The following is a 26,236-nucleotide window of genomic DNA, read 5'->3' as shown; positions in this document are numbered from 1 at the left end:
GCCTGGCCGGTTAGCGGCCCGCGAGCGAACCGCCGATCCCGCCCACGCTGAAGTACTTGTTCAGCAGGGCGAAGAGCAGCACCGGTGGAAGCATCATGACCACGGCCACCGCCATGACGAGGCCCCAGTTGGCCTGGTTCTGCTGGAAGAACGTCTGCAGCCCGATCTGGAGCGTGTAGTTCTCGTCGGAGCGCAGGAACACCACCGCGACCAGATAGTCGTTCCAGGCGAGCAGGAACGCGAAGATCGCGGTCGACAGCACGCCAGGCAGCGAGTTGCGCAACACGATGCGCAGGAACCCGCCAAACACTGAGGCGCCGTCCATCCACGCGGCTTCCTCGAGCGTGATCGGAATCGAGTCGAAGTACGCCGCCATCATCCAGATCGCCACCGACATGGTCGAGCCGACGTAGATGATCGTGACACCCGCGAGGTTGTCGACCAGTCCGAGCTGCGCAAACAGGATGAACAGCGGGATGACGGCGGTGACCACGGGCAGCGACTGCACAACGAACAGCACGAGCGAATAGCCCGAAACGAGCTTGCTGCGACCGCGCGAGAGCACGTACCCGGCGGGAGCCGCGACGACGACGGCGACGAGCACCGTGATGAGCGTCACCGTGAGGCTGTTCAGCAGCCACGTCCCCACCTTCGTCTTGGCGAAGATGGTGCCGAAGTTCTCGAGCGTGAATCCGTGCGCCTGGCTGCCGAGTGACGGCTGCGTCGAGAGGACCAGCACCGCGAAGATCGGAATGAGCACGATCGCGCAGATCACGACGAGCGCGGCGAAGCGCCACCATTTTCCGCGTTCCTGCATCTGGGTGAGCGTGCGGCGTTTCGAGGGGGCTACCCCTACCTGGAGCTTGCCCACGAGCTGGGCTGCTGGAGCTTCGGTGCTCATTCGATGTTCACCTTTCGAATCTGGCGGTACAGCAGCACCGAGATGATCACGAGCACGATCGTCATGATGAACGCGATCGCGACACCGGGGCCGGTCTGGAAGTTCTGGAACACCGTGGAGTAGGCCAGCACGACCAGCGTCTGCGTCGAGTTGACCGGCCCACCGCCGGTGAGAAGGAAGATGCTGGGGAAGTCGTTGACGCAGAAGATGGTCATCAGGATCCAGCTGATGTAGGTGGAGCGTGAGATCATCGGCAGCGTGATGCGACCGAAGGTCTGCCAGCTCGAAGCACCGTCGACCTTCGAGGCCTCGTACACGTTGATGTCGACGGACGCGAGCGCCGACGACATCATCATCATCATGAACGGGAAGCTGATCCACACCTTGAAGATGCAGACGACGATCTGGGCGTTCAGCGGGTCGGCGAGGAACAGCGGATTGCCGAAGCCGAGCGCGTCGGCAATGATCGGCAGCGGCGACTGAGGGGTCGCAACGAGCCAGTTCCACGAGGTGGCGGAGACGACCACCGGCACGACCCAGGGCAGCAGGAGCAGCACCTTGAACAGGCCGTTAGCCGGGATGCGGGTCCGCAGCAGCAGTGACAGCGCCAGGCCGATGGCCCAGCTGCCGAACACGCCGACGACCGTGAAGACGATCGTGAAGATCGTCGCGTGCAGGAAGGCCGGCGTCTGCACCACCGAGATGTAGTTGTTGAGGCCGACGAAATCGCCGGCGCTCAGAAGGTCGCCATTGCGCAGTGACTGCATGCCCGCGTAGACAACGGGGTAGACGTTCAGCAGAACGAGCAGGATGAGCGATGGCAGCACGAACAGGGTGAATGTTCGGGTGTGGGTGAATGCGCGCTTGCGGTCTCGGCCGCTCGGTGAGCGTCCGGAGCCACCGACTCCTACTCCACTTCGCGCTTTTTTAAGCGCTCCGGTAACGGACTCGGTCGTCATGTACTTCTCCTTCGAAGGTCCTCGTAATGATAGAACGGGTGGGCCCGGCCTAGGCCGGACCCACCCGAATCGGTTCGTTACTTCATGAGGCCTTCCATCGACTTCTGCAGCGTGGTGAGCGCAGACTTCGCGTCGGTCTTGCCACCGAGGATGGCCTGGGCGAAGGTGATCATCGGCGCGGTTCCGTCAACGGTGTTGGCGATGTTCGCGAAGAGACCGGTCGTGCCGGGCGCAGCCCAGGTCTTGAAGATGGGCTGCCACTCGTCGACGATCTTGACGTTGTTGGCGTTCGACTTGAACTCCGGGGTGTCAGCGATCGACTTGAGCGGCGGGAGGCCGATACCCGTCTTCTTCGTCCACAGGGGCGACATGTTCTTGTAGTAGTACGTGAGGAACGCCTCAGAGCCCTTCTGGCTGGGGGTGTTCTTGTACATCATGATGTTGTTCGGGAAGTACAGGCCACCCTTCTTGCCGCTGGGGCTTTCGAGCGGGTCACCGACGACCAGGTCACCGGCGACATCGCCGACGGCACCGGACGGAAGGCCTGCGCCATCCCAGCCGAAGCCGAACTTCTTGGCCTTCCACTGAGCCTGAACGTTGTCGCTCGTGTAGGTGGCCGCAGCGGGGTCGCTGTAGCCGCTCTTCACGAGGTCGAGGATGAACTCCATCGCCTCGATGTTCTCGGGGGTCACGCAGTCCGGCTTCTTGTCAGCGTTGAAGAGGCCGCCACCGTTGTTGATCATGAACGCGGTGAGGATGTGGCTGCCGGTGAAGCTGCCCGCACCTGAACCGACACCGAAGCCGAAGACGCCGATCTTCTTGAGGGCCGCACACACGTTGCGGTACTCGTCCCAGGTCTTCGGGGACTCGACGCCGGCCTGCTCCATGAGGGACTTGTTGTACCAGGAGCAGCGGATGTCAAGGTTGTACGGAATGGCCGCGTAGCCGTCATCCGTCTTCATGGTGTCGACGAGGCCGTCGAAGAAGTCGTCGTAGAGACCGTTCTTCTTCCACTCGTCGAGCAGGTCATCCGCATAGGCGATCTTGCCCTGTGCGGCGAACTGGAACGCCTGCGTTCCACCGCCGGAGCTGACAGCCGGGCCCGTGTTGGATGCCACGGCCGAGGAGAAGGTCTGGGTGAAGTTCGCCCACTGGATCTCCTGGTACTTCGCAGCGGGAAGGCCGCCCTTCGGCTTGTAGGCGAGAGTGATCTGCTTGTCGGTGGGGTTGAACTCGGTGCCGCCCCATGGCATGTTCCAGAACTTGAGCGGCTTGGAGCTGCCTCCGGCTCCGCCGCCGCTGCTACACGCCGCGAGTGCGGCAGTTGCTGCCACACTTCCGGCGATTCCTAGGAATCCACGCCTCGAGAATGAAGATCCTGTGGATTGTGAAGCCATGACAGTTCCTTTCCAGCCACCGCCGACCGAAGGGGCGGCGGCCATGATTCGTCGTTGGATGCATGTGTCGCTCTACTGGTGAAAAGGTTTCGTGCTGCGACGGCATCAGTATTCATGGGTTCGAGGGCCTTTGTCAACAGGAAACGGCGGTGCAAGTTCGCACAAGCTCGCACAACTTCGCCCGATGCAAAGAGCAATATGGCCGCTAACATGAGCGCATGAGTCTGCAAAAGGTTTCGTCACCGCGCGCAACGCTCGCGGAGATTGCACACGACGCATCCGTCTCAACGTCGACGGTATCGAAGGTGCTCAACGGTCGCCCCGGCGTTTCCGAGTCCGTGCGCGAGCGCATCGAGGACCTGTTGCACTCGGCGGGATACAGTCGGCGCGGCACCGCGCACTCTCAGGGAAGGCTCATCGAGCTCGTCTTCGAGAACATCGACAGCGAATGGTCACTGGAGATCATCCGCGGCGTCGATCGCGTTGCGCGCGAGCATGGATTGAGCGTGATCCTGACCGAGAGCGGCGATCGTTACACCCAGGCACCGGACTGGATCGACGGCATCATGAGGCGCCAGCCCGTAGGCGTCATCCTGCTGTTCTCGAAGCTCTCCGTTGACCACAAGCGGCAGCTGCGCACCCGCAACATCCCCTTTGTCATCGTTGACCCGGCGGGCGATCCGGATGCCGATGTCGCCTCGGTGGGGTCGGGCAACTGGTCGGGTGGGCTCGCCGCGACGAGGTACCTCGTGGAGCTCGGTCACCGCAGGATCGGCATGATCACGGGGCCCCAGGAGATGCTCTGCTCGACGGCCAGACTTTCTGGCTATCGCGCGGCGCTCGATGAGGGTGGAATCGCCTTCGATCCGGCGCTGATCAAGGGCGGTTCGTTCCACTATGAGGACGGCGTGGCCGCGGGTACCAAGCTCCTCTCCATGCCCGACCGGCCGACGGCGATCTTCGCAGGCAACGACCTGCAGGCCTTCGGCGTATACGAGGCCGCGCGCAAGCTCGGACTGTCGATTCCCGACGACGTTTCGGTCGTCGGTTACGACGACGTGCCCACCGCGAGTTGGATGGGGCCGACGCTCACCACGGTGCGTCAGCCGCTCATCGAGATGGCAGAACAGGCCACCCGACTGGTGCTCGCGCTGCGCGAAGAAACCGACCCACAGCTCGTGCGCCTCGACCTCGCGACGAGTCTTGTCGTGCGGGGCAGCACCGCGCCACCCGCCGCGCGCTGAGACCCGTTCGAGGGCAGTCGCAGCGCAACTACGCTCCGACAACTTTCCTCACGAGTTGAGAAAGCTTGCGCAGACAGGCACGAGCGGGATAGCGTGACGGGACACGCATAAGCAGTCGGGCGCGCTTTTTCGCGGCCCACGGATGAAGGAGTCCGCACAGATGAATCGACCCTCGCTGGGCGTGGCGATGATGGGCTATGGCTTCATGGGTGCGGCGCACTCCCAGGCCTGGCGGGTCGCCCCGCGATTCTTCGATCTTCCCGTCGAACCACGGATGTCGGTCATCGTCGGCCGCGACCGCTCGCGAGTCGAGGCAGCGGCCGAGAAGTTTGGCTGGGCCGAGGCCGAGACGGACTGGCGGCGGGTTATAGAGCGCGACGACATCGGCCTCGTCGACATCTGCAGCCCCGGGTCCACGCACGTGGAGATGGCGATCGCCGCTCTCGAGGCAGGCAAGCACGTGCTGTGCGAGAAGCCCCTCGCCAATACCGTCGCCGAGGCGGAGCTCATGGCCGAGGCGGCCGCGCGCGCGGCGGAGCGTGGCGTCTACGCCATGGTCGGCTTCAGCTACCGCCGGGTCCCTGCGCTCGCCCTGGCACGCGACCTCGTCGCTGCGGGCCGGATCGGCCAGTTGCGGCAGGTGCGGGCGCTCTACCTGCAGGACTGGCTCGTCGACGCCGAGGGTCCGATGACCTGGCGGCTCGACAAGAGTCTCGCGGGATCGGGCTCCCTGGGCGACATCGGCGCTCACGCGATCGACGCCGTGCAATTCGTGACCGGGCGCACGGTGGCAAGCGTCAGCGGCATCCTCGAGACCATCGTTCACGAGCGCCCGCTTCTCGGCGAGTCCATCGGCCTCAGTGGCACCGCTTCGAGCGAGCGCGGCACGGTGACGGTCGACGACGTTGCCCTGTTCACCGGTCGGCTCGACGACGGCGTGCTCGCCTCGTTCGAGGCGACGAGGTTTGCGACCGGGCGCAAGAACGCGTTCCGCCTCGAGTTCAGCGGCTCCGACGGCGCGATCTCCTTCGACTTCGAGCGGATGAACGAGCTCGAGTTCTACGACGGAACCGACGCCGCGGGGGAGCGTGGCTTCCGCCGCATCCTCACGACCGAGCCGCAGCATCCGTATATGGAGGCGTGGTGGCCGGCCGGGCACGGCATCGGCTATGAGCACCCCTTCTCGCACCAGGTGCGCGACATGCTCGTCGACATCGCGGAGGGCAGGCAGCCGCGACCGTCATTCGACGATGGACTGCAGGTACAGCGGGTTCTCGATGCCATCGAGGCCAGCTCTGCCGCCGGTAGCAGCTGGATTTCCGTGGGCACCACAGCCTCGGAACAATAGAACTATAGGAACGATGAGCGGCAATCGCCGTCAGGCGAGGAGAACACCATGAGTACAGAATCACGCGAGCGCCAGGCGCTCATCGTCCGCGGCGGCTGGGACGGACATCAGCCCGTCGAGACCACGAACTCGATGATCCCGTTCCTCGAGAGCAACGGATTCAGGATCCGCGTCGAAGAGGGGCCGGCCATCTATACGGATGCCGAGTTCATGAAGACCGTCGACCTGGTCTTGCAGATCAACACGATGGCCACCATCACGAAGGAAGAGTTCGCCGGCCTTCAGGACGCCGTGTTGAACGGCACGGGCATGGGCGGATGGCACGGCGGCATCGCGGACTCGTACCGCAACAACGCCGACTACCTGCACATGATCGGCGGGCAGTTCGCTCACCACGCGGGCAAGGACCCGGCGGAGCGCACGGGCGAGCAGTCGGACAACTACATCCCGTACACGGTGCACATCACCGACCTCGGCAAGCAGCATCCGATCACCCAGGGCATCGATGACTTCGATCTCGTGACCGAGCAGTACTGGGTGCTGAGCGACGAGTACAACGACGTGCTGGCGACCACGACCCAGGAGGTGCGCCCCTGGGATGCGTGGAACCGTCCGGTCACGGCGCCCGCCATCTGGACTCGTCAGTGGGGCAAGGGCCGGATCTTCGTGTCGGCGCCCGGTCACCGGCTCGAGATCCTGGACAACCCCAACGTACGCACGATCGTGGAAAGGGGCCTGCTGTGGGCAGCCCGATGAACATTGGAATTATCGGCGTCGGCAACATCAGCGCGCAGTACTTCGCGGAGTTTCCGAAGCTTCCCGGCCTGAAGGTCGTCGCGATCGCGGACGTCAACGAGGCACGCGCGGCCGAGGTCGCGGCGGAGCAGGGCGTCGAGGCGCTCAGCGTTGAGGCGCTCCTGGCGGATCCGCGCATCGACACCGTGCTGAACCTCACCATCCCCGCCGCCCACGTGCAGATCGCCACGCGCGCGCTGCAGGCCGGCAAGAACGTCTACGGCGAGAAGCCGCTCGCGCTCGACCCCGACGAGGCCGCGCCGATGCTCGCGCTCGCGCGTGAAAAGGGACTGCGCGTGGGCAGTGCGCCCGACACGGTACTCGGCACGGGCATCCAGACCGCCCGGGCGCTGCTCGACTCGGATGCCGTGGGCGAGCCGGTCGGTGCCGCCGTGCACTGGAGCTCGGCGGGTCACGAGCGCTGGCACCCGGCACCGCAGTTCTACTACCAGCCGGGCGGCGGCCCGCTGTTCGACATGGCTCCGTATTACCTCAGCGCGCTCATCACCCTCTTCGGACCGGTGGTCCGGGTCTCCGGCGTCGCCACCCGCTCGAACCGTGAGCGCACGATCGCCACCGGCGCCCAGGAAGGCACGGCCATCCCGGTCGACGTCGACACGCACGTGAGCGCGATCCTGGAGCACGCGAACGGCGTGACCTCCACCATCACGGTGAGCTTCGAGGTGTGGGCGACGCGCACGCCGCTCTTCGAGGTGTACGGGACGAACGGCACGATCGCCGTGCCTGACCCGAACCGCTTCTCCGACCCCGTCGAGGTCTGGACCGTGGATGCGCCGGAGTGGACCGAGGTGCCGACCTCCGCGGGTTATGCGGATGCGGGCCGTGGCTATGGCCTCGCGGACCTCGCGCACGCGGTGGAGACCGACAGGCCGCACCGCGCGTCTGGCGAACTCGCGTTCCACGTGCTCGAGATCATGGACGCCGTGCTGCGCGCCGGACACGAGCACCGGGTAATCGAGCTGTCGAGCACCGTGGAGCGCCCGGAGGCAGTGCCGTTTGGAGCCACGCCAGATAGCTGGTGAGGTGCGGTCGCTGAGCTTGCCTGCCCTGAGGAGGTCGCTCTGCGACCGTCTCGAAGGATCGAAGCGGGCAGTTCCCTTCGACAGGCTCAGGGAACGTGGTGTGTGCGCAGGGAATGCGGCCGCTCAGCGCCTCGCGGCGTACTGCTCGCGGATGATCGGGCGCGTGTCGTGCGCGGGGCTGGCCGCAAGGTCGAGCGACCAGTCAGGCCGCGCGTTCTTGAGCGCCCACGCGGCCTGCACGGTCGCGCCGAGCGCCACGTACTCTGCCGGTGATGGCACCTCCACGGGTACGTCGAAGACCTGGCCCGCGATGGTAGCGACCGCCTCGTTCTGGGCGGCACCGCCGATCAGCAGGATGCGACGCGCCTCGACGCCCTGGGCGCGGATGGCGTCCAGTCCGTCGGCGAGCCCGCACAGCATCCCCTCGATGGCTGCCCTGGCCAGGTTCTGCCTCGTGGTCGAGGCGAGTGTGAGGCCGAAGAGTGTTGCCGTGGCGTCGGGCAGGTTGGGCGTGCGCTCGCCCTCGAAATAGGGCTGCAGCACGGCACCGCCAGCACCGGGCTCGGCCTCGAGTGCGAGTCGGCCGAGTTCGGCGTGGTCGACGCCGAGGAGTCCGGCGATCGAATCGAGCACGCGAGCGGCGTTGAGGGTCGCGACGAGCGGAAGGAAGGCTCCGGTGGCGTCGGCAAACCCGGCTACCGTGCCGCTCGCATCCGTCGACGCCGCGTCGGTGACGGCGAACACCGTTCCGCTCGTGCCGATCGAGACGACGACATCTCCCGGACCCGCGCCGAGCCCGAGCGCCGCTGCAGCGTTGTCGCCGGCACCGACGCCGATGACGCGACCGGTGCGGATGCCCTGCTCCGGGAACTTGGCGCTCTCGCCACCCCAGGCGCCGGGCTTCATGACGCGCGGAAGGATGGCCGGGTGGCCCAGCGCCCGCTCGAACAGCTCGCGGTCGTAGTGGCCGGTCGCGGGGTTCCAGTAGCCGGTGCCGCTCGCGTCCGAGCGGTCGGTGACGAGCTCCTCCAGCCGCGGGCCGTTCAGGCTCTCGCCCTCCGGGCCGTACCCGCGCAGTCGCCAGGTGAGCCAGTCGTGGGGGAGCACCACGGCCTCGACCTTCGCCGCGTTCGCCGGTTCGTTGTCGCGCAGCCAGCGCAGCTTGGTCGCGGTGAAGCTCGCGACCGGAACGAGGCCGGTGCGTGCCGCGTACTCCTCGGCTCCGACCTCGGCGATCAGGTCCTTGGCCGCCTGGGCGGAGCGCGTGTCGTTCCAGAGCAGGGCCGGGCGGATGAGGCGACCCTCCGCATCCAGCACGACCATGCCGTGTTGCTGGGCCGCGACCGAGAGCGCCGAGACGTCCTTCAGGCCGCCGGCGTCGTCGATCGCCGCGAGCAAGGCATCCCACCACGCGTTCGGATCGACCTCGGTGCCGGCCGGGTGCGAGGCGCGCCCGGTGCGCACGATGTCGCCGGTTTCGAGGTCGCGCACGACGACCTTGCAGCTCTGGGTGGACGAGTCGATTCCTGCAACGAGTGTCATGTGCTCATCCTTCTCCGCTGGACGCGTGTCGTGTTACTGCTCGGTTCTCTTCACAACTCAGGCAGATCGCAGAAGCCCGTAGTGGTGCCACTGAGGAACCGGGCCGCGTACTCGGCACCGCGACAGAGTGCAGGAGTTATGAAAATGGAGGGAGGGGGCGCTGGTAGCGACCCCTCCCCGCTGTGCGATCAACTTAGCCGCGGGCGCCCATGAGGTGCTCGAGCGCCAGCTGGTTGAGGCGCACGAAGCCGAAGCCCTTCGCACCGAAGTACGAGTCGGCGTCGAAGTCCTCGAACGCGGAACGGTCGGCCAACAGTTCGGCGTAGCCCTCGCCCTCGCCGAGCGTCGGCACCTGGATCTCCGGCACGCGCGAGGCGGCGAGAGCCTCCTGCACCTCGGGGTCCGCGCGGAACGCCTTCGCGCGCTCCTTGAGCAGCAGGTAGTTCTGGATGTTGGCGCGAGCCGAGTCCCAGACACCGGTGATGTCTTCTGTGCGGCTCGGCTTGTAGTCGAAGTGGCGCGGACCCGTGTAGGCCTGGCCGCCATCCGGACCGCCGTTTTCGAGCAGGTCGACGAGGGCGAAGGCGTTGGCCAGGTCGCCGTGGGCGAACACGAGGTCCTGGTCGTACTTGATGCCGCGCTGGCCGTTGAGGTCGATGTGGAACAGCTTGCCCTGGTAGAGCGCCTGAGCGATGCCGGCGGCGAAGTTGAGGCCGGCCATCTGCTCGTGTCCGACCTCGGGGTTCACGCCGAACAGCTCCGGGCGCTCGAGGGTCTCGATGAACGCCAGGGCGTGGCCGACGGTGGGCAGCATGATGTCGCCGCGAGGCTCGTTCGGCTTCGGCTCGATGGCGAAGCGGATGTCGTAGCCCTTGTCGGTGACGTACTGGGCGAACAGGTTAACGCCCTCGCGGTAGCGCTCGAGCGCACCCTGCAGGTCCTTGGCGGAGTCGTACTCCGCGCCCTCGCGGCCGCCCCACATGACGAAGGTCTTGGCACCGAGCTCGGCGCCGAGGTCGAGCTGGCGGAGCGCCTTGCGCATCGCGAAGCGGCGCACGTCGCGGTCGTTCGAGGTGAAGCCGCCGTCCTTAAACACGGGCGCGCTGAACAGGTTGGTGGTGACCATCGGAATGATGAGGCCGGTGTCGGCGAGGGCCTGCTTGAGGCGGTCGATCTGCTTCTGGCGCTCGGCATCCGTTGAGCCGAAGGGGAAGAGGTCGTCGTCGTGGAAGGTGAGGCCGTATGCGCCGATCTCGGCGAGCCTGGTCACGGCCTCGACGACGTCGAGCGGGGGACGGGTGGGACCGCCGAACGGGTCGGTGCCGTTGTATCCGATGGTCCACAGACCGAAGGAGAATTTGTCGTCGCGCGTTGGCTGCAGTGCCATGGTGTTCCTAACTTTCGTTGCCATAAATAGTTTGTTGGCTTGAAAAACATATTACAGCTTGCTGTTGAGATTTCGATAGCCGTCCGGATGATTTATCTGGCTGAAACCGTGGTCACCGCGCGGGAGCCGGCCCGGTGCTCGACCGGATCACGAGTTCGGTGGGGAGCTGCACATGTCGGGGAACCTCCTGGCCATCGAGCCTGCGAATGAGCATGCCGAGCGCCTGTGCCCCCAGTTCGTGCAGGGGCTGGGCCACGGTCGTGAGAGGGGGTGTCGAGCGAGCGGCCTCGGGAATATCGTCAAAGCCGATGACGGAGAGGTCTTGCGGCACGCGAAGCCCGAGTTCCCGCGCGACGTTGAGCACGCTGATCGCTGACATGTCGTTCGCCGCGAAGACGGCGGTGGGCCGGTTGCGCAGGGTGAGAAGTTCGCGCGTTGCTGCCTCGGTCAACGCAGCCTGGTACCCGCCCTCGCGCACCAGCGTTGGGTCGAAGTCGATGCCCGCCGCCTCGAGTGAATCCCGGTAGCCACTCTCACGCAATTGTGCGGATGCCAGATCGCCTCGACCTCGGATGTGTGCGATCCGGCGGTGGCCGAGACCGATGAGATGCTCGGTGGCGACGCGAGCACCGCCCGTGCTGTCGGAGTCGATCGTGGATGGGCCGCCCGGCCCGCTGTGAGGATCGATCGCGATGGCCGGAATTGACGTCGTCGGCATGAGCACCGTCGGCGTCACGATGATGGCTCCGTCGATGAGCGTGCCGGCCAGTCGCGACAGGGAGCGGTGCTCCCAGCCCGTGCGGTCTTCGCCCGTGGCGAGGCCCGAGTATGCGAGCAGCTCGTAGCCGGTGCCGATGGCCGCTGCCGAGATGCCCTTGAGCAGCTCGGCCGAGAAGGACTCGAACTCGGCGACAAGGATGCCGATGACATTCGTGCGTCGCCGCCGCAGGCTGCTTGCCACGAGCGAGCTTTCGTACCCGAGCATCGCTACAACTTCCAAGACGCGCTTCGACGTCTCCTCGGCGACTCCGTAGCGGCGGTTGATGACCTTGGAGACGGTGGGGATCGATACACCTGCGGCTCGAGCCACGTCTCCGATCGTCACCCGCCCGAGCTCGCGTGAAGGTATGAGCGACGGAGCGGCCGCAAGCGCGACGGTCGACTCGCGCGCGGCGGGTTCGTCAACCTCGGTGCCCATGGCATCACAGTACAGCTTTAGGTCTCGTGAGGATGCGGTTCGAAAACGTTATCGATATCGATTGACATACCCCCGGACGGGTGTCATCCTCGTCTCACGGCAGACCGCTGCCGGTGTCCACCACCACACAAGGAGTTTCCACAATGATGAGGAAATATCGAGTCGCGGGTGTTCTCGCGCTCGCTCTGAGCACGGCATTGCTCGCTACCGGCTGTTCCGGCAGCGGAAACGACAATGCGTCGAACGATGGCAAGGTCGCCATGTCCTTCTGGGACAACTCGACCACCGGCCCCGGCAAGGCGTTTTGGCAGAACACGGTCAAGGAATTCGAGGCGAGCCACCCGAACGTCACCATCAAGATCCAGACCATTCAGAACGAAGACCTCGATGCCAAGCTGCAGACAGCCCTGAACTCGGGGGACGCACCCGACATCTTCCTGCAACGCGGTGGCGGCAAGATGGCGGCGATGGCAGCTGCAGGCCAGCTTCAGGACCTCACCAACTTGGTCGACGACGCCACGAAGAAGGCTATCGGCGAGGGTGCGTTCAAGAGCCAGTCCATTGACGGCAAGCTCTACGCGATGCCTATCAGCGTTGCCCCGGAAGGCATTTACTACAGCAAGGATCTCTTCGAGAAGGCGGGTATCACCGCTCCACCCGCCACGATGGACGAGCTGAATGCCGCCGTTACCAAGCTCAAGGCAGCCGGCGTTGCGCCGATAGCCGTCGGAGCGAAGGACGCCTGGCCCGCTGCGCACTGGTACTACAACTTCGCGCTGCGCGAGTGCAGCAAGTCGACCCTGGACAAGGCGGCGACGACATTCAAGTTTGACAACCCTTGCTGGACCAAGGCAGGCGAGGACCTCAAAGCCTTTAGCGACACCACGCCCTTCAACAGTGGCTTCCTCACCACACCGGCTCAGCAGGGTGCGGGCAGTTCTGCCGGCCTCGTGGCGAACCACAAGGCGGCGATGGAACTGATGGGCTCGTGGGACCCGGGTGTCATCGCGTCCCTCACGCCGGACCAGAAGCCGCTCCCCGACCTTGGCTGGTTCCCGTTCCCTTCGATCAAGGGTGGTGACGGCGAAGCCGGAGCCATCATGGGTGCGGTCGGCGGCGACTCATGCTCGGCGAAGGCACCGAAGGAGTGCGCGGAATTCCTCAACTACGCCACGACGAAGAAGGTGCAGGAGGCCTACTACAAGGCTTTCAACGCCATTCCCGTCAACAAAGCTGCTCAAGGCGTCATCACCGAGTCGTACCTCACGGACTCGATCAAGGCCTTCAACAGCGCGCCATACGCCTCGCAGTTCCTCGACACGCTCTACGGCCAGAATGTCGGCAACGCGCTCAACGTCGGTGTCGTGAACATGCTGGCAGGCAAGGGTTCGCCCGCCGACATCATCAAGACCGTCGAGCAGGCCGCGGCAAAGGGTTAGCCCGCAACCATGAGTGAATCCCTCCGCTCGGCCCCGGTGTTCGAGCCGGGGCTGGCTCAGGGGCCGCAGTCGGCGGGGGTTGATGCGCTTCGCGTGTCAACCTCCGCCACCAAGCGGCCCAAGCGACGGATCGCGGATCGGCGCAAGCGACTCGAGATCGTGCTGCTCTCCGGCCCCGCGATCATCATGTTCGTCGGCTTCGTCATCTTTCCGGTCGTGCTCGCGGCGTACTACGGCTTCTATCGATGGAAGGGCTTTGGGCCGCCGCTGGATTTCGTCGGGCTGGGCAACTACAAGGTCATTCTCACCGACCCCGAGTTCCACAATGTGCTGCTCCACAATGGCGTCATTGTCGTGCTGTCGCTGGTCCTCCAGGGGCCGGCGGCGATACTTCTGGCGCTCTTGCTCAATCGCACGTTCAGGGGGCGTTCGCTCGTACGTGTCTTGATCTTCGTGCCGTACGTCATTTCAGAGGTGATTGTCGGCACCGGCTGGAGCCTGATGCTTCAGACATCCGGCGCCGTGAACGACCTGCTGCAGGCCGTCGGACTCGGAGCATTCAGAGCAGATTGGCTGTCGAATCCCGACATTGCCATCTGGTCGCTCATGTTCATCATCTCGTGGAAGTACATCGGTTTCGCCGTCATCCTCTTTCTTGCCGGGTTGCAAAGCATCCCAGAGGAACTGTTCGAGGCGGCAGCAATCGATGGCGCGAGCTACTGGCAGGTGCAGCGCAGCATCACCCTGCCGCTGCTCGGACCGACGATCCGCATCTGGGCGTTCCTCTCGATCATCGGTTCGCTTCAGCTCTTCGACCTCGTCTACATCATCTGGGGGCAGTACATCGCCTCGACGGCCGGCGTTTCGACCATGGCGACATACATGGTCGCCAACGGCCGCACCTCAGGCAACTACGGGTATGGCAACGCTGTGGCCGTGGTCATGTTCGTGATCTCGCTCGTCATTGCGCTGATCTATCAACGTTTTGTGTTGCGGCGCGATACCGCGGGCGCACTCACGGAGAGGAACAAGTAATGGCAGTCACGACAGGCACCGCAGCGCCGCAGCGAGGGGCGCGAACCCGACATCGCAGCGAGTGGGGAAGCCCGACCGTCTACTTCATCTCGCTGCTTTTCATCGCCGTATGCCTCGCTCCTGTGCTGTTCATCGTGATTGGAGGATTCCGCGATAATTCGCAGATCACCTCCTCACCTGCCGGACTCCCGAATCCGTGGCAGATCACGAACTATCTGAATGTGCTCACGGGTGTGACGTTCTGGCGGGAAGTCGGTAACTCCGCGCTCGTCGGTCTCGTCACCACTTTCGGCGTCGTCGCCCTGGGACTGATGGTGAGCTTTGTGCTCGCGCGCTATCAGTTCCGCGGGCGAGGTGCCATGTACTCGCTGTTCGCCGCCGGGCTGATGTTCCCGATGACCGTGGCGATCACACCGCTCTACATCGTGGTGCGGGACCTGGGCCTGACGAACAACCTCGCGGGGGTGATCCTGCCGCAGATCGGTTTCGGCCTGCCGGTGACCGTCATCATCCTGGTTCCCTTCCTCAGGGCGATTCCCGATGAGCTCGAGGAGGCGGCGGCGATAGACGGCGCAAGTAAACTCGGGTTCTTCTTCCGGATGGTCGTGCCGCTGTCGGTTCCGGGTGTGGTGACCACGGGCATCCTCGCCTTCATCGGAAGCTGGAACGCCTACCTGCTGCCGCTGTTCCTTCTCAACGACCCGGCGTCATTCACGCTGCCGCTCGGCGTGCAGGCATTCGCCTCACAGTATTCGGTCGACACCGCTAAAGTTCTAGCGTTCACCTCGCTTTCCATGATCCCCGCGCTGATTTTCTTTGCGATCTTCCAGCGACGCATTGTTGGCGGCTTGACCGGGGCGGTCAAGGGATAGAAGTCCGCGCGGTGCTGGACCGGAAACGGCGCCGCGCGGAACCCGAGTCGGCCCTATCCCGAGCGAAAGAGATAAACCCGTGAGTGTCGCCGTTCCCTCCATGCCCACTGTGTCCGAGCGCGTGCGCGCACTGCACCAGTCCATGACGCTCGAAGAAAAGCTCGCGCAGATCGTGGGCTACTGGCTCGACCAGAACGGACTCGTCGCGCCGATGCAGGGCGAGATGGCCGCAGGGCAGAAGCCCGCGGGCGACCTCGGCGAGGTGACCCGTCACGGCATCGGCCACTACACCCGTGTCTATGGCACGCGTCCCGTCGAACCGGTCGATCGCGCCGCGTGGCTGTGGGCGGAGCAGCGGCGACTGAAACGCGAGACCCGGCTCGGCATCCCGGCCCTGGTGCACGAGGAATGCCTGACCGGTCTCGCGGCGTGGAAGGCCGCGGCCTTTCCCACTCCGCTCGCCTGGGGAGCCGCATTCGACCCGGCGCTCGTCGAGGAGATGGCGCGCACCATCGGTGAGTCGATGAGGGAACTCGGCATCCACCAGGGCCTTGCTCCCGTGCTCGATGTCATCCGCGATCCGCGTTGGGGGCGGGTGGAGGAGTGCATCGGCGAAGACCCGTACCTTGTCGGCACCGTCGGCACGGCATATGTGCGCGGGCTGCAGGCTGGTGGCGTGCAGGCGACGCTCAAGCACTTCCTCGGATATTCCGCCTCGCAGTCCGGACGCAACCACGCACCGGTGCACGCGGGGCCGCGCGAGATTGCGGATGTCTTCCTGCCGCCGTTCGAGATGGCGATCCTCGATGGCGGGGCGAAGTCAGTGATGAACTCGTACACCGAGGTCGACGGCGTGCCGATGGCCGCCAACGCCGACTTCTTCACCGGGCTGCTTCGCGAGCGTCTCGGATTCGACGGCGTGGTCGTCGCCGACTACTTCGCCGTCGCGTTCCTCGAGGTCATGCACGCGGTCGCGGCCGACCGCGGTGAGGCCGCGGCACTCGCGCTCGAGGCAGGCATCGACATCGAACTGCCGACGGGTGACGCCTATCTCGCGCCGCTCGCCGAACGGATCCGCGCCGGACTCTTCGATGAGGCGTACGTCGATCGTGCCGTGCTGCGCGCGCTCGCACAGAAGGAGGAGCTCGGCCTGCTCGACGCTGACGCCTTCGAGAATGAGGCACCCGCGCAGATCGACCTGGACTCGCCGCGCCATCGGGAGCTCGCGCGACGACTCGCGGAGGAGTCCGTCGTGCTGCTCTCCAACGACGGGGTGCTGCCGCTAGGTGGTCAGACGGCGCCGTCGACGGTCGCGGTTATCGGCCCGAACGCCGACCGCGCGCAGGCCCTGCAGGGCTGCTACTCCTTCGCCAACCACGTTCTCGCGCACCACCCGGACCTGCCGCTCGGCATCGACATCCCGACGGTTCTGGATGCCCTGCCAGGCGCCTTCGCATCGGCAGAGCTCGCGGCTCCCCGCTTCGTCTTCTCCGAGGGCTGCGCCGTCGAAGGCGACGACGAGTCCGGATTCGTCGAGGCGGTCGCCGCAGCCACCGACGCAGACGTGGCCATCGTCGTGGTCGGCGACCAGGCCGGGCTCTTCGGGCGCGGCACCGTCGGTGAGGGCAACGACTCCGAGTCACTCGAGCTGCCGGGCGTGCAGCGCAAGCTCGTCGAAGCCGTGGTTGCCACCGGCACCCCGGTCGTCATGGTGCTGCTCACCGGCCGCCCGTACGCCGTCGGCTGGGCGCTCGACGGTTCGGCCGCGAAGCCGGGCGCGGTGCTGCAGGCCTTCTTTCCGGGCGAGGCGGGTGGCCTCGCGATCGCCGATGTCATCACCGGCACCGTCAATCCCTCCGGGCGTCTTCCCGTCTCGATGCCCCGCTCGGCGGGCGCGCAGCCGTACAGCTACCTGCACCCGATCCTCGGCGGGGCATCGGATGTGACGGCGACAGACCCGACGCCGCTGCGCCCCTTCGGTTTCGGGCTCTCGTACACCTCTTTCGAGTATTCGGACCTCGCCGTCGACTCCACGGTCGATGCCGGCGAAGTCTTCACGGCATCCGTCGTGGTCACGAATTCTGGTGCGCTCGCCGGTGCGCACACGGTGCAGCTGTACGGGCGCGACGTGCGCGCCTCGATCACGAGGCCCACGGTGCAGCTGCTCGGTTACGCGCGCGTGGAACTCGAGCCGGGCGAGAGTGTGCGATTGACCTTCACGGTGCCGACCACCCGATTCGCATTCAGCGACCGACGGATGATCAAGATCGTCGAGCCGGGAGACGTCGAGGTCTGGGTGGGCTCGCACGCTGCCGCCGCGGCGACCGAGGAACGGACCGAGACGACGGGAGGCGCGATCGTGAGCGAGAAGCGCGCCGCGGTTCGAGAGCTTCCCGGCAGCGCAACCCCGAGAGCGACCGTTGTCATCACCGGAGGGGTGCACGAGGTGACCATGGACGATCCGCGCGAGGTTCTCGCGCGCGCGGACGAGGCGGTCGAAGCATCCGAGTTGGCGGGCTGACCCCGTCGAACGGCTCGCGCGGCCGATAGGGTGATGGCGGCATGACGTGAGGAGTTAGGTGAACGGCGACAACCTCGACCAGGTGCGACGGCGCAACCTCTCGACGGTGCTGCGGCTCGTGCACGCGAACGGCTCGCCCTCGCGCGCCTGGCTCACGCGACAGACCGGGCTCAACCGCTCGACAATCGCGGCGCTCGTCGCCGAACTCGGCGAGCGCGGTCTCGTGGTCGAGAGCGAGCCGGATCCGACCAAGCGCGTGGGGCGCCCCAGTCTCATCATCCGGCCGAGCGAGCGCACGGTTGCGATCGCCGTGCACCCCGAACTGGATGCGGTCGAGGTCGGCCTCGTCGCGCTCGGCGGAAAGGTGCTGCGCCGCATTCGCCGCGATACCGCGCGCGTGCCGTCCGTGCAGGAGGCCGTGGAGGTGATCGCCACGGTCGTGAGCGAACTGCGCGACGAGCTCGGCGACGACTACCGGATCGTGGGCATCGGCCTCGCGGTTCCGGGCCTCGTGCGCGAGAGCGACGGCCGGGTGAGCGTTGCACCACACCTCGGCTGGACCGACGAGCCGCTCGCCGAGCTCGTCGAGGCGGCCACCGGATTCCCCGTGACCTCGGCGAACGACGCCAACGCGGGAGCCATCGCCGAGCGGGCGTTCGGCGCGGGCCGCGGCGTCGACGAGATGATCTACCTGAACGGTGGCGCGAGCGGCATCGGTGGCGGTGTCATCACCCGCGGCGAACTCCTGCGCGGAGCCTCGGGATTCGCCGGCGAGATCGGCCACACCATGGTGAACAGCGCGGGCGCGCGCTGTCACTGCGGGTCGAGCGGATGTCTGGAGACCGAGGTCTCGCGTGCGCCACTGCTCACGGCGCTCGGCCTTGCCGCGGGAGATGCGGAGCGGCTGGACGACGAACTGCAGGCCGCCTTTGAAGCCGGGGCAGCGCCATCCGCAGCACTCGTCGAGCTCGTGCACCGGCAGCTCGGCTACCTGGGACGGGCGCTCGGCAACAGCGCCAACATCTTCAATCCGCAGCTCATCGTGCTCGGTGGCTTCCTCGGCTCGCTGTATTCGGCGGCACCCGAGGTGCTCGACGAGGCCATGCGCGCGAGCGCGATGGCCGCCGTCACCGAGCACATCGAGATCAGGAGAGCGGAGCTCGGCAGCGCGATCCTGATGATCGGTGCAGCGGAACTCGCGTTCGCGGAATTGCTCGCGAACCCCGCGGCCTAGACTGGTTCCACCGCTATCTTGCTGGACCATGAGGGGGCACTATGACCGCAGGCAACGCTGACTATCGCGACTCCGGACTGGTCTTTCCGGAGGACTTCTTCTTCGGCTCGGCGACGGCCGCCTACCAGGTGGAAGGCGCCTGGAACGAGGACGGCCGCGGTCCATCGATCTGGGACACCTTCTCGCACACTCCCGGGCGCATCAGCGATGGCACCACCGGTGACGTGGCGGATGACCACTACCACCTGCTCGAGGCCGACCTCGACCTGATGAAGCAGCTGGGACTCAAGGCCTACCGCTTCTCCATCGCCTGGTCACGGATCATTCCGACCGGCGCGGGCCCGGTGAACCAGGCCGGCATCGACTTCTACTCGAGGCTGGTCGACGGACTGCTCGCGCGAGGCATCCGCCCCATCGCCACTCTGTATCACTGGGACCTCCCGCAGCCGCTCGAAGACGCGGGCGGATGGCCGAACCGCGACACCGCGTACCGCTTCGCCGAGTACGCGGCGGTGATCGGCAAGGCGCTCGGTGACCGCGTGCACACCTGGACCACCCTCAACGAGCCGTGGTGCACGGCGTACCTCGGCTACGGCTCCGGTGCCCACGCGCCCGGACGCACGGAGGACCTCGCCGCCCTCACGGCGGTGCACCACCTGAACCTCGCGCACGGTCTGGCGCTGCAGGAGCTGCGCCGCGTCGTGACGAACGACCCGCAGTTCTCGATCACGCTCAATCTGCACGCCCTGCGCGGCGTCGGCGACACGGGTGCGGAAGCGGTGCGCCGCATCGACGCGCTCGCCAACCGCGCCTTCACCGGTCCGCTGCTGCATGGCGCGTATCCGACCGACCTGTTCGAGGACACCGCCTCCATCACCGATTGGGGCTTCGTCCGGGATGGCGACCTCGAGATCATCCACCAGCCGATCGACTTCCTCGGCGTGAACTACTACTCCACCACCACGGTGCGGATGTGGGACGGCGTGAGCGATCGCTCCGCCGGCGACGGACACAAGCCGGCGGCGGGAACGCCCTGGCCGAGCGCGGGTGCCGTGGAGTTCGTGCAGCAGGCGGGCCCGTACACGGCGATGGGCTGGAACATCGCGCCGGACGGATTCGAGCAGTTACTCATGGACGTGCACGAGGAGTTCCCCGAACTGCCGCTCGCGATCACCGAGAACGGCGTCGCCTTCGACGACGTGGTCGTCGACGGTGCGATCCACGACATCGACCGCATCGACTACCTCAGGCGCCACATCACGGCGGTGCACCGCGCGATGCAGCGGGGCGTCGACATCCGCGGGTATCTCGTCTGGTCGCTCTTCGACAACTTCGAGTGGGGCTACGGCTTCAGCAAGCGCTTCGGCATCGTGCGGGTGGACTACGACACCCTCGAGCGCACGGTTAAAGACAGCGCCAAGTGGTACTCGGAGCTCGCGTTCAGCAACACGATCCCCGAAGAGACCGCTATTTGACCACCGTTGTACACCCTGGCGATTCGCTCTCGAATCGCCAGAGGCTCGTCTATGTTCTCGTGCTCGGTGCTCTCACCGCGCTCGGCCCGTTTTCGGTAGACCTCTACCTTCCCGCGTTCCCCGCGGTCGAGGCCGACCTCAACACGACCGCGGTCGCCGTGCAGCTCACGCTCACTGCGACCACGATCGGCTTCGCCATCGGGCAACTGCTCGTGGGCCCGTGGAGCGACAAGGTGGGCCGCCGGATGCCGCTCATCATCGCGACGCTCGTGCACATCGGCGCCAGTCTCGGCATCGTGCTGTCGCCCGATGTCGTCTGGGTCGGCGTCTTCCGGCTGCTGCAGGGCATGGGCGCGGCCGGCGGTGGCGTCGTGGCGATGGCTATGGTGCGGGACCTCTTCGGTGGGCTTCCCCTCGTGCGGATGCTGTCGAGACTGGCGCTGGTCAGCGGGCTCGCGCCCATCCTGGCCCCCGTCATCGGCTCGCAGCTGCTGCGCATCGTGGAGTGGCGCGGCATCTTCGTCTTCCTCACGATCTATGGCGTGCTGGTCGCGATCGCCGCGGTGTTCTTCCTCGTGGAGACCCAACCGGCGGCCCGTCGCGCCGACGCCGGTCACAGCACCATGGCCCAGCGCTTTCGTGCCCTGTTCTCCGATCGCGTGTACGTCGGCACGATCATCATCGCCGGCATGACCTTCTCCGGCCTGTTCGCGTACCTTTCGGTGGCACCGCTGTTGTTCCAGCAGATCTACGGGATGTCGGCCCAGGAGTTCGGACTGCTGTTCGCCGTCAACTCGATCGGCGTCGTGTTCGGTGTGCAGGCGAGCTCGCGGCTGGCCAAGTACGTGGCTCCGCAGTGGATCCTGCTCGGCGCGGTGCTCCTCATGCTCGCCTCGGCGACGGTGATCGTGGTGCTCGACCTCAACAGTGTTGGCCTCTACGGCATCCTCGTGCCGCTCTGGTTCTTCATCACCGCCTGCGGATTCGCGTTCCCCACTCAGCAGGTGCTCGCGCTCGCCGGGCACGGCGGAGAGGCGGCAACGGCGGCCTCGGTCATGGGTGCCGTGAACTTCGGCTCGGCCGGCGTGATCTCGCCGATCGTCGGCCTGTTCGGCGTCACGAGCGCCGTGCCGATGGGAGGGGTGATGATCTGCACGTCAGTGGTCTCGCTCTTCGTCATGTGGCTCGTGGTGCGCCCGCGCTCGGTGCCCGCGCTCTCCCGCTGACGCACATCCCCTCGCGACGGGCTACAACGATGTAGTGTCCTGACGTCGGCACAATTTCGCGGGAGGGGTACGGATGGCGACGACGATGCACGACGTTGCGCGCGAGGCCGGGGTCTCGATCAAGACGGTGTCGAACGTCATCAACGACTACCCCTACATCCGTGCCGAGACGAAGCAGCGGGTCGAAGATGCGATCGCGAAGCTCGGCTACCACCCGAACCTCTCGGCCAGAGGGCTGCGCTCTGGTCGCACGGGTGTCATCAGCCTCATCATCCCCGTGCTGCGTAACCCCTACTTCGCGGAACTGGCGGATGCCGTGATGCGGGCCGCGGGCAGGGAGGGCCTCTCGGTGATCATCGAGCAGTCCGACGGCGACCGCGAGCGCGAGCTGCAACTGCTGCACGGAGCGCGCGCCCAGGCGGTCGACGGCATCTTGTACAGCGTGCTCGGCCTCGGCGACGACGACGCGCACCTGCTCGATGATGTGGTGACGCCGATGGTGCTACTGGGCGAGCGGATGTTTCATGGACCCGCCGACCACGTCACCATGCGCAACGCCGAGGGCTCGAAGGCGGCGACGCAGCACCTGCTCGCGCAGGGGAGGCGGCGGCTGGTGGCGCTCGGCGCTCATCGCGGCGAGGTCATTGGCTCCGCGGGACTTCGGCTCACCGGGTATCGGGAGGCGCTCGAGGAGGCGGGTCTCGCGTTCGACGAGTGCCTGGTCGGCGAGGTCGGAGGCTGGTTCCGCTCCGAAGGGGCGACCTCGATGAAGCAACTACTCGACTCCGGCGTGGAGTTCGACGGGGTCGTTGCGTTCAACGACCTGATCGCGCTCGGCGCCATGCGCGTGATGCAGGAGGCGGGCATCCGCATCCCCACCGATGTTGCTGTTATCGGCTTCGACGACATCGACGAGACCCGCTATACGCTGCCAACCCTGTCGTCGATCCAGCCGGGGCGAGACGAGATCGCCGAGGTGGCTGTGCGCTACCTCAAAGAGCGAATCGCGAACCCGAAATCCGGGCTGGCTCCCCGGCGGCACCTCTCGGAGTTCCGCGTGGTCGAGCGCGAATCGAGCGCGACCGCCTCCTGAGACGACGTCGCGTTTTTTCTCTTGACAGGCCGCATTCGCAGTCTGCATGATGTCTTCTACAACGTTTTCCTACAACGTTTTCCTACAACGTTGTAAAACGGCACCACCTTCAGACGATGAAGTCCTCGCAATGAAGCAATCGAAGGGAACCACAGTGAAGAAGAAAGCTCTGGGTGCGGTTGTCTCCGCACTCGCCATCGCCGCCATGCTCGCGGCCTGCTCGGGCGGAGGAGGAACGACCTCCGACAAGGGCACGAGCCCCAAGCTCACCAACTGCACCAACAAGATGGTCTACAAGGATGCACCGCAGGTCTCGGTGTGGGCCTGGTACCCCAACATGGCCAAGGTCGTCGACAACTTCAACAAGGGCCACAAAGACGTTCAGGTCTGCTGGAACAACGTCGGCCAGGGCAATGACGAGTACACCAAGGTGCAGACGGCGATCTCGGCGGGCAAGGGTCTTCCCGATGTCGTCATGCTCGAGGCCGACCACCTCTCGAGTTACGAGATCCAGAACGCGCTCGTCGACATCAGCAAGTACGGCGCCGACAAGGTCAAGGACAACTTCAGCGAGGGCGCATGGAAGGACGTCTCCCAGGGCTCGTCGGTCTACGCCATACCGGTCGACGGTGGCCCGATGGCCCTCATCTACCGCACCGACGTGTTCGAGAAGTACGGCGTCACGACGCCACCCACCACCTGGGAGGAGTACGCAGCGGATGCCGCGAAGGTGAAGGCCGCCGGCGGACCCGTCTTCGGTGACTTCGGCGCCAACGTGCCTGCCGAGATCATGGCGCTGCAGATTCAGAAGGGCGCAGAGCCCTTTAAGTACGACCTCAAGGATCCGAAGAAGCTCTCGATCAAGCTGGATGACCAAGCGTCGAAGGATGTTCTCGACTACTGGGCAGGCCTCGTCAAGAAGGGCCTCGTCGGCACCCAGGACCAGTTCACCACGGACTACATCTCCGGTGTCGTCGGTGGCAAGTACGCCACGTACACCTCGGCGGCCTGGGCACCCGGGTACCTGACAGGTGCGGGCGTCGGCGTCGGAGCATCGAAGGGCGTCTGGGCGGTTGCGCCGCTGCCGCAGTGGGACAAGGCGAACCCGGTTTCCGTCAACTGGGGTGGCTCGGCATTCGCGGTGACCAGCCAGGCCACCAACAAGAAGCTCGCGGCGGAGGTGGCCATGGGGTTGTACGCCGACCCTGATTCGCTCGCGGACGGCTGGAAGAACCAGGTCATCTTCCCGCTCAACCAGAGCGTGCTGAAGTCCGAGGAGTTCATCAACAACAAGTCCGAGTTCTTCAATGGCCAGACGGCGAACAAGGACGTGTACATCCCTGCGGAGAACGCCTATAAGGGCTTTGTCTACGCGCCGATCACCGTGTACTACTACGCGCAGCTGCAAGCAGTAGCCGTGAAGATCAACGCGGGCAAGATCAGTGGGGCGGATGCCGCAACCGAGCTGCAGGCGAAGATCGTCAAGTACGCGAAGTCGCAGGGCTTCACCGTCACCGAGAAGTAGCGACACCGAGAAGTAGCAGGGGCGTCACCGGTCCCGGAGTCACCGCTCCGGGACCGGTGAGCACCTCACGAACCCTTACTCACCTCCGACTCCACGAAGGATCGTCGAATGGCAAACGTACAAGCGATCCCTGCGCCCTCGCCGCTTCGCGGCTCGGGGGCGTCGGGCGCAAGGAAGGGCACGGCGCGGGGGTCAGGTCGGCGCATGCGCTCGCTGACCGGGTGGCTCTTCGTGGGCCCGTTCGCGGTCGTCTTCCTCGTCTTTCTCGTCGCACCTCTTGGCTATGCCTTCTACCTGAGCCTGTTCAGCAAGGGGCTGGCGACGGGCACGATTTTCTCCGGTGCAGACAACTACGTCAAAGCGTTCACTGATCCGTCCTTCCTCGGTGGGATCTGGTTCGTGGTCCGTTTTGCCCTCGTACTGATACCGGTGCAGATGCTCGTGTCGCTCTCGTTAGCCCTGGTGCTCGACGCGATCACGACCCGGTTCGCCCGGTTCGCCCGACTCATGATCTTCCTGCCCTATGCCATCCCCGCGGTTATCGGGGCGCTCATGTGGGGCTTTCTCTACAGCCCGACCTTCGGCCCGCTCCAGCAACTGTTCGGTCTCTTCGGTGCGTCGGCGCCGTTCCCGCTGTCGCCCGACAACATCTTTGGTGGGCTGATGAACGTGGTGACCTGGCAGTGGGCGGGCTACTACATGATCATCATTTACGCGGCGCTTCAGGGCATTGATCCTTCCCTGTACGAGGCCGCCAGAATCGATGGGGCCAACGCCAGGCAGGTCGCGCTGCGGATCAAGATACCGATGGTCAGCTCGGCGCTCGTTCTCATCTTGGTATTCGCGCTGATCGGTACCCTGCAGTTCTTCACGGAGCCGGCGATCCTGAGGCTCGTGTCGAACGGCTCGATAACGCCCGATTTCACACCTAACCTCTACGCCTTCACGCAGGCCTTTTCGTACGCGAACTTCAACTACGCGTCGGCGATCTCCTTCGCCCTCGGCATCATCGTGTTCATCGCCGTGTACATCTTTCTCTTCCTCACTCGCAAGCGCGGGAGCATCCTGTCATGACGACCACCTCTGCCCGAATCCCCTCGATCGACCGCTCGCGGGATGGGAAGAAGCGCCGACGCGGGTTCCTCCTGCCCCACCTTTTTCTGGGTGCGCTCGTCGTCTACTTTCTGATTCCGGTCTGGTGGCTCATTGTCGCCAGCACCAAGGATGTCGGCGGGCTGTTCAACGGCTCGGCCGGTGCGATGTGGTTCGACAAGAGCTTCGCGCTCATTCCCAATCTCGTCGACCTCTTCACCTACAACGACGGCATCTATCTCCGCTGGCTCGGGAACTCGCTGTTCTACGCACTCGCCGGCGGCATCGGGGCCACCGTTCTGGCGGTGCTGGCCGGCTATGGGTTCGCCAAGTACCGCTTCAGGGGTCGTAGCTTCTCCTTTGCGCTCCTGCTCGGGTCGGTCATGGTGCCGCTGACCGCGCTCGTGATTCCGACCTTCGTGCTGCTCTCGGGCCTCGGACTCACCGACACGATCTGGGCGGTCATCCTGCCGTCCCTGCTGAACCCCTTCGGCGTCTATCTCATGCAGGTCTATACGGCGGATGCGGTGCCGAATGAGCTCCTCGACGCCGCGAGGGTCGACGGCGCCGGAGAATTTCGCACCTTCGCACAGGTCGCGCTGCCGCAGTTGCGGCCCGCGTTCATCACGGTGCTGCTGCTGTCCATCGTCGGGTGCTGGAACAACTACTTTCTCCCTCTCGCCATGCTGTCTGACACCCGGTTGTTTCCGATCACCGTCGGCCTCGGGCTCTGGCAGGGCCAGGCCTCGGCGAACAATGGCGGAGGCCACTCGCTCTGGGGGCTCATCATCGTCGGTTCGCTGGTGTCGGTCGTCCCGCTCGTCATTGCCTTCCTGTCACTGCAGAAGTACTGGCAGGGCGGACTCTCGCTCGGCAGCCTCAAGTAGTGCCGCCTTTCTCCACCGTCACC

General features: G+C 65.5%; 21 protein-coding genes. 15 read left to right on the top strand and 6 right to left on the bottom strand.

Annotated elements, in window-relative coordinates:
* Positions 1–10: 10 nt before the first annotated feature.
* The 3 genes from ABUA37_RS13070 to ABUA37_RS13060 all read right to left on the bottom strand — a co-directional run bounded on the left by ABUA37_RS13070 (position 11) and on the right by ABUA37_RS13060 (position 3,194).
* Positions 11–901 (bottom strand): carbohydrate ABC transporter permease, encoded by an 891-nt coding sequence (locus ABUA37_RS13070; protein ID WP_349899650.1) that lies wholly within the window; start codon positions 899–901, stop codon positions 11–13.
* The gene (locus tag ABUA37_RS13065) at positions 898–1,860 is read right to left on the bottom strand and encodes a carbohydrate ABC transporter permease (RefSeq protein ID WP_349899648.1); all 963 of its coding nucleotides are present in this window, start codon (positions 1,858–1,860) and stop codon (positions 898–900) included. Before ABUA37_RS13065 ends, ABUA37_RS13070 begins: the two co-directional genes overlap by 4 nt.
* A gap of 77 nt (positions 1,861–1,937) precedes the next feature.
* Complete coding sequence (locus ABUA37_RS13060; protein ID WP_349899646.1) at positions 1,938–3,194, bottom strand: ABC transporter substrate-binding protein; 1,257 nt, start codon at positions 3,192–3,194, stop codon at positions 1,938–1,940.
* Positions 3,195–3,475: 281 nt separating this feature from the next.
* On the opposite strand from ABUA37_RS13060, the gene ABUA37_RS13055 reads away from it, so the two are divergent.
* The 4 genes from ABUA37_RS13055 to ABUA37_RS13040 all read left to right on the top strand — a co-directional run bounded on the left by ABUA37_RS13055 (position 3,476) and on the right by ABUA37_RS13040 (position 7,687).
* Positions 3,476–4,501, top strand: a complete 1,026-nt coding sequence (locus ABUA37_RS13055) for a LacI family DNA-binding transcriptional regulator (RefSeq protein WP_349899645.1) — start codon at positions 3,476–3,478, stop codon at positions 4,499–4,501.
* Positions 4,502–4,688: 187 nt separating this feature from the next.
* The gene (locus ABUA37_RS13050; RefSeq protein ID WP_407075390.1) at positions 4,689–5,849 is read left to right on the top strand and encodes a Gfo/Idh/MocA family protein; all 1,161 of its coding nucleotides are present in this window, start codon (positions 4,689–4,691) and stop codon (positions 5,847–5,849) included.
* Between the two features lie 48 nt (positions 5,850–5,897).
* On the top strand, positions 5,898–6,605 hold the full coding sequence (locus tag ABUA37_RS13045; RefSeq protein WP_349899642.1) for a ThuA domain-containing protein: 708 nt from the start codon (positions 5,898–5,900) through the stop codon (positions 6,603–6,605).
* Positions 6,602–7,687: a Gfo/Idh/MocA family protein gene (locus tag ABUA37_RS13040; RefSeq protein WP_349899641.1), complete on the top strand. Its 1,086-nt coding sequence runs from the start codon at positions 6,602–6,604 to the stop codon at positions 7,685–7,687. Before ABUA37_RS13045 ends, ABUA37_RS13040 begins: the two co-directional genes overlap by 4 nt.
* A 123-nt stretch (positions 7,688–7,810) precedes the next feature.
* Here ABUA37_RS13040 and xylB read toward each other — a convergent pair whose 3' ends face one another.
* The 3 genes from xylB to ABUA37_RS13025 form a co-directional block, all read right to left on the bottom strand.
* On the bottom strand, positions 7,811–9,229 hold the full coding sequence (gene xylB / locus ABUA37_RS13035) for a xylulokinase (RefSeq protein ID WP_349899640.1): 1,419 nt from the start codon (positions 9,227–9,229) through the stop codon (positions 7,811–7,813).
* 193 nt (positions 9,230–9,422) lie between these two features.
* Positions 9,423–10,616 (bottom strand): xylose isomerase, encoded by a 1,194-nt coding sequence (gene xylA / locus ABUA37_RS13030; protein WP_349899639.1) that lies wholly within the window; start codon positions 10,614–10,616, stop codon positions 9,423–9,425.
* 112 nt (positions 10,617–10,728) lie between these two features.
* Complete coding sequence (locus ABUA37_RS13025) at positions 10,729–11,814, bottom strand: LacI family DNA-binding transcriptional regulator (RefSeq protein WP_349899638.1); 1,086 nt, start codon at positions 11,812–11,814, stop codon at positions 10,729–10,731.
* 146 nt (positions 11,815–11,960) lie between these two features.
* Between ABUA37_RS13025 and ABUA37_RS13020 the strand changes: the two genes are divergently transcribed.
* The 11 genes from ABUA37_RS13020 (at position 11,961) to ABUA37_RS12970 (ending at position 26,213) form a co-directional block, all read left to right on the top strand.
* Complete coding sequence (locus ABUA37_RS13020) at positions 11,961–13,253, top strand: ABC transporter substrate-binding protein (RefSeq protein ID WP_349899637.1); 1,293 nt, start codon at positions 11,961–11,963, stop codon at positions 13,251–13,253.
* A gap of 9 nt (positions 13,254–13,262) precedes the next feature.
* Entirely contained in the window at positions 13,263–14,288 is a 1,026-nt protein-coding gene (locus ABUA37_RS13015) for a carbohydrate ABC transporter permease (protein WP_349899636.1), read from the top strand.
* Positions 14,288–15,160, top strand: coding sequence for a carbohydrate ABC transporter permease (locus tag ABUA37_RS13010; protein WP_349899635.1), 873 nt, complete (start codon positions 14,288–14,290; stop codon positions 15,158–15,160). Before ABUA37_RS13015 ends, ABUA37_RS13010 begins: the two co-directional genes overlap by 1 nt.
* Positions 15,161–15,260: 100 nt before the next feature.
* Complete coding sequence (locus ABUA37_RS13005; RefSeq protein WP_349899634.1) at positions 15,261–17,681, top strand: beta-xylosidase/alpha-l-arabinosidase; 2,421 nt, start codon at positions 15,261–15,263, stop codon at positions 17,679–17,681.
* 58 nt (positions 17,682–17,739) lie between these two features.
* Complete coding sequence (locus tag ABUA37_RS13000; protein WP_349899633.1) at positions 17,740–18,915, top strand: ROK family transcriptional regulator; 1,176 nt, start codon at positions 17,740–17,742, stop codon at positions 18,913–18,915.
* Between the two features lie 41 nt (positions 18,916–18,956).
* Positions 18,957–20,390 (top strand): GH1 family beta-glucosidase, encoded by a 1,434-nt coding sequence (locus ABUA37_RS12995; protein ID WP_349899632.1) that lies wholly within the window; start codon positions 18,957–18,959, stop codon positions 20,388–20,390.
* On the top strand, positions 20,387–21,616 hold the full coding sequence (locus ABUA37_RS12990; RefSeq protein WP_349899631.1) for a multidrug effflux MFS transporter: 1,230 nt from the start codon (positions 20,387–20,389) through the stop codon (positions 21,614–21,616). Before ABUA37_RS12995 ends, ABUA37_RS12990 begins: the two co-directional genes overlap by 4 nt.
* A 73-nt stretch (positions 21,617–21,689) precedes the next feature.
* Positions 21,690–22,709 carry a LacI family DNA-binding transcriptional regulator gene (locus ABUA37_RS12985; protein WP_349899630.1) on the top strand — a complete coding sequence of 340 codons (1,020 nt, stop codon included), beginning with the start codon at positions 21,690–21,692 and terminating at the stop codon, positions 22,707–22,709.
* A 154-nt stretch (positions 22,710–22,863) separates the two neighbouring features.
* Entirely contained in the window at positions 22,864–24,234 is a 1,371-nt protein-coding gene (locus tag ABUA37_RS12980) for an extracellular solute-binding protein (RefSeq protein ID WP_349899629.1), read from the top strand.
* Positions 24,235–24,438: 204 nt separating this feature from the next.
* A complete protein-coding gene (locus ABUA37_RS12975) occupies positions 24,439–25,308 on the top strand; it encodes a carbohydrate ABC transporter permease (RefSeq protein WP_349899627.1) in 870 nt (289 codons plus the stop codon).
* Complete coding sequence (locus ABUA37_RS12970; protein WP_349899626.1) at positions 25,305–26,213, top strand: carbohydrate ABC transporter permease; 909 nt, start codon at positions 25,305–25,307, stop codon at positions 26,211–26,213. The genes ABUA37_RS12975 and ABUA37_RS12970 overlap by 4 nt, the downstream gene beginning before the upstream one ends.
* The last annotated feature ends 23 nt before the right edge of the window (positions 26,214–26,236 follow it).

The sequence above is a fragment of the Parafrigoribacterium soli genome (assembly GCF_040227235.1).
GTDB lineage: Bacteria > Actinomycetota > Actinomycetes > Actinomycetales > Microbacteriaceae > Parafrigoribacterium_A > Parafrigoribacterium_A soli.
This window is presented reverse-complemented; position numbering and strand designations above follow the sequence as displayed.

Excerpts from the sequence above, each read along its gene's own strand:
- ABUA37_RS13070 (WP_349899650.1), bottom strand. The coding sequence starts at position 901 with ATGAGCACCGAAGCTCCAGCAGCCCAGCTCGTGGGCAAGCTCCAGGTA.
- ABUA37_RS13065 (WP_349899648.1), bottom strand. The coding sequence starts at position 1,860 with ATGACGACCGAGTCCGTTACCGGAGCGCTTAAAAAAGCGCGAAGTGGA.
- ABUA37_RS13055 (WP_349899645.1), top strand. The coding sequence starts at position 3,476 with ATGAGTCTGCAAAAGGTTTCGTCACCGCGCGCAACGCTCGCGGAGATT.
- ABUA37_RS13050 (WP_407075390.1), top strand. The coding sequence starts at position 4,689 with ATGATGGGCTATGGCTTCATGGGTGCGGCGCACTCCCAGGCCTGGCGG.
- ABUA37_RS13045 (WP_349899642.1), top strand. The coding sequence starts at position 5,898 with ATGAGTACAGAATCACGCGAGCGCCAGGCGCTCATCGTCCGCGGCGGC.
- ABUA37_RS13040 (WP_349899641.1), top strand. The coding sequence starts at position 6,602 with ATGAACATTGGAATTATCGGCGTCGGCAACATCAGCGCGCAGTACTTC.
- xylB (WP_349899640.1), bottom strand. The coding sequence starts at position 9,229 with ATGACACTCGTTGCAGGAATCGACTCGTCCACCCAGAGCTGCAAGGTC.
- xylA (WP_349899639.1), bottom strand. The coding sequence starts at position 10,616 with ATGGCACTGCAGCCAACGCGCGACGACAAATTCTCCTTCGGTCTGTGG.
- ABUA37_RS13025 (WP_349899638.1), bottom strand. The coding sequence starts at position 11,814 with ATGGGCACCGAGGTTGACGAACCCGCCGCGCGCGAGTCGACCGTCGCG.
- ABUA37_RS13020 (WP_349899637.1), top strand. The coding sequence starts at position 11,961 with ATGAGGAAATATCGAGTCGCGGGTGTTCTCGCGCTCGCTCTGAGCACG.
- ABUA37_RS13015 (WP_349899636.1), top strand. The coding sequence starts at position 13,263 with ATGAGTGAATCCCTCCGCTCGGCCCCGGTGTTCGAGCCGGGGCTGGCT.
- ABUA37_RS13010 (WP_349899635.1), top strand. The coding sequence starts at position 14,288 with ATGGCAGTCACGACAGGCACCGCAGCGCCGCAGCGAGGGGCGCGAACC.
- ABUA37_RS13005 (WP_349899634.1), top strand. The coding sequence starts at position 15,261 with ATGCCCACTGTGTCCGAGCGCGTGCGCGCACTGCACCAGTCCATGACG.
- ABUA37_RS12995 (WP_349899632.1), top strand. The coding sequence starts at position 18,957 with ATGACCGCAGGCAACGCTGACTATCGCGACTCCGGACTGGTCTTTCCG.
- ABUA37_RS12985 (WP_349899630.1), top strand. The coding sequence starts at position 21,690 with ATGGCGACGACGATGCACGACGTTGCGCGCGAGGCCGGGGTCTCGATC.
- ABUA37_RS12975 (WP_349899627.1), top strand. The coding sequence starts at position 24,439 with ATGCGCTCGCTGACCGGGTGGCTCTTCGTGGGCCCGTTCGCGGTCGTC.
- ABUA37_RS12970 (WP_349899626.1), top strand. The coding sequence starts at position 25,305 with ATGACGACCACCTCTGCCCGAATCCCCTCGATCGACCGCTCGCGGGAT.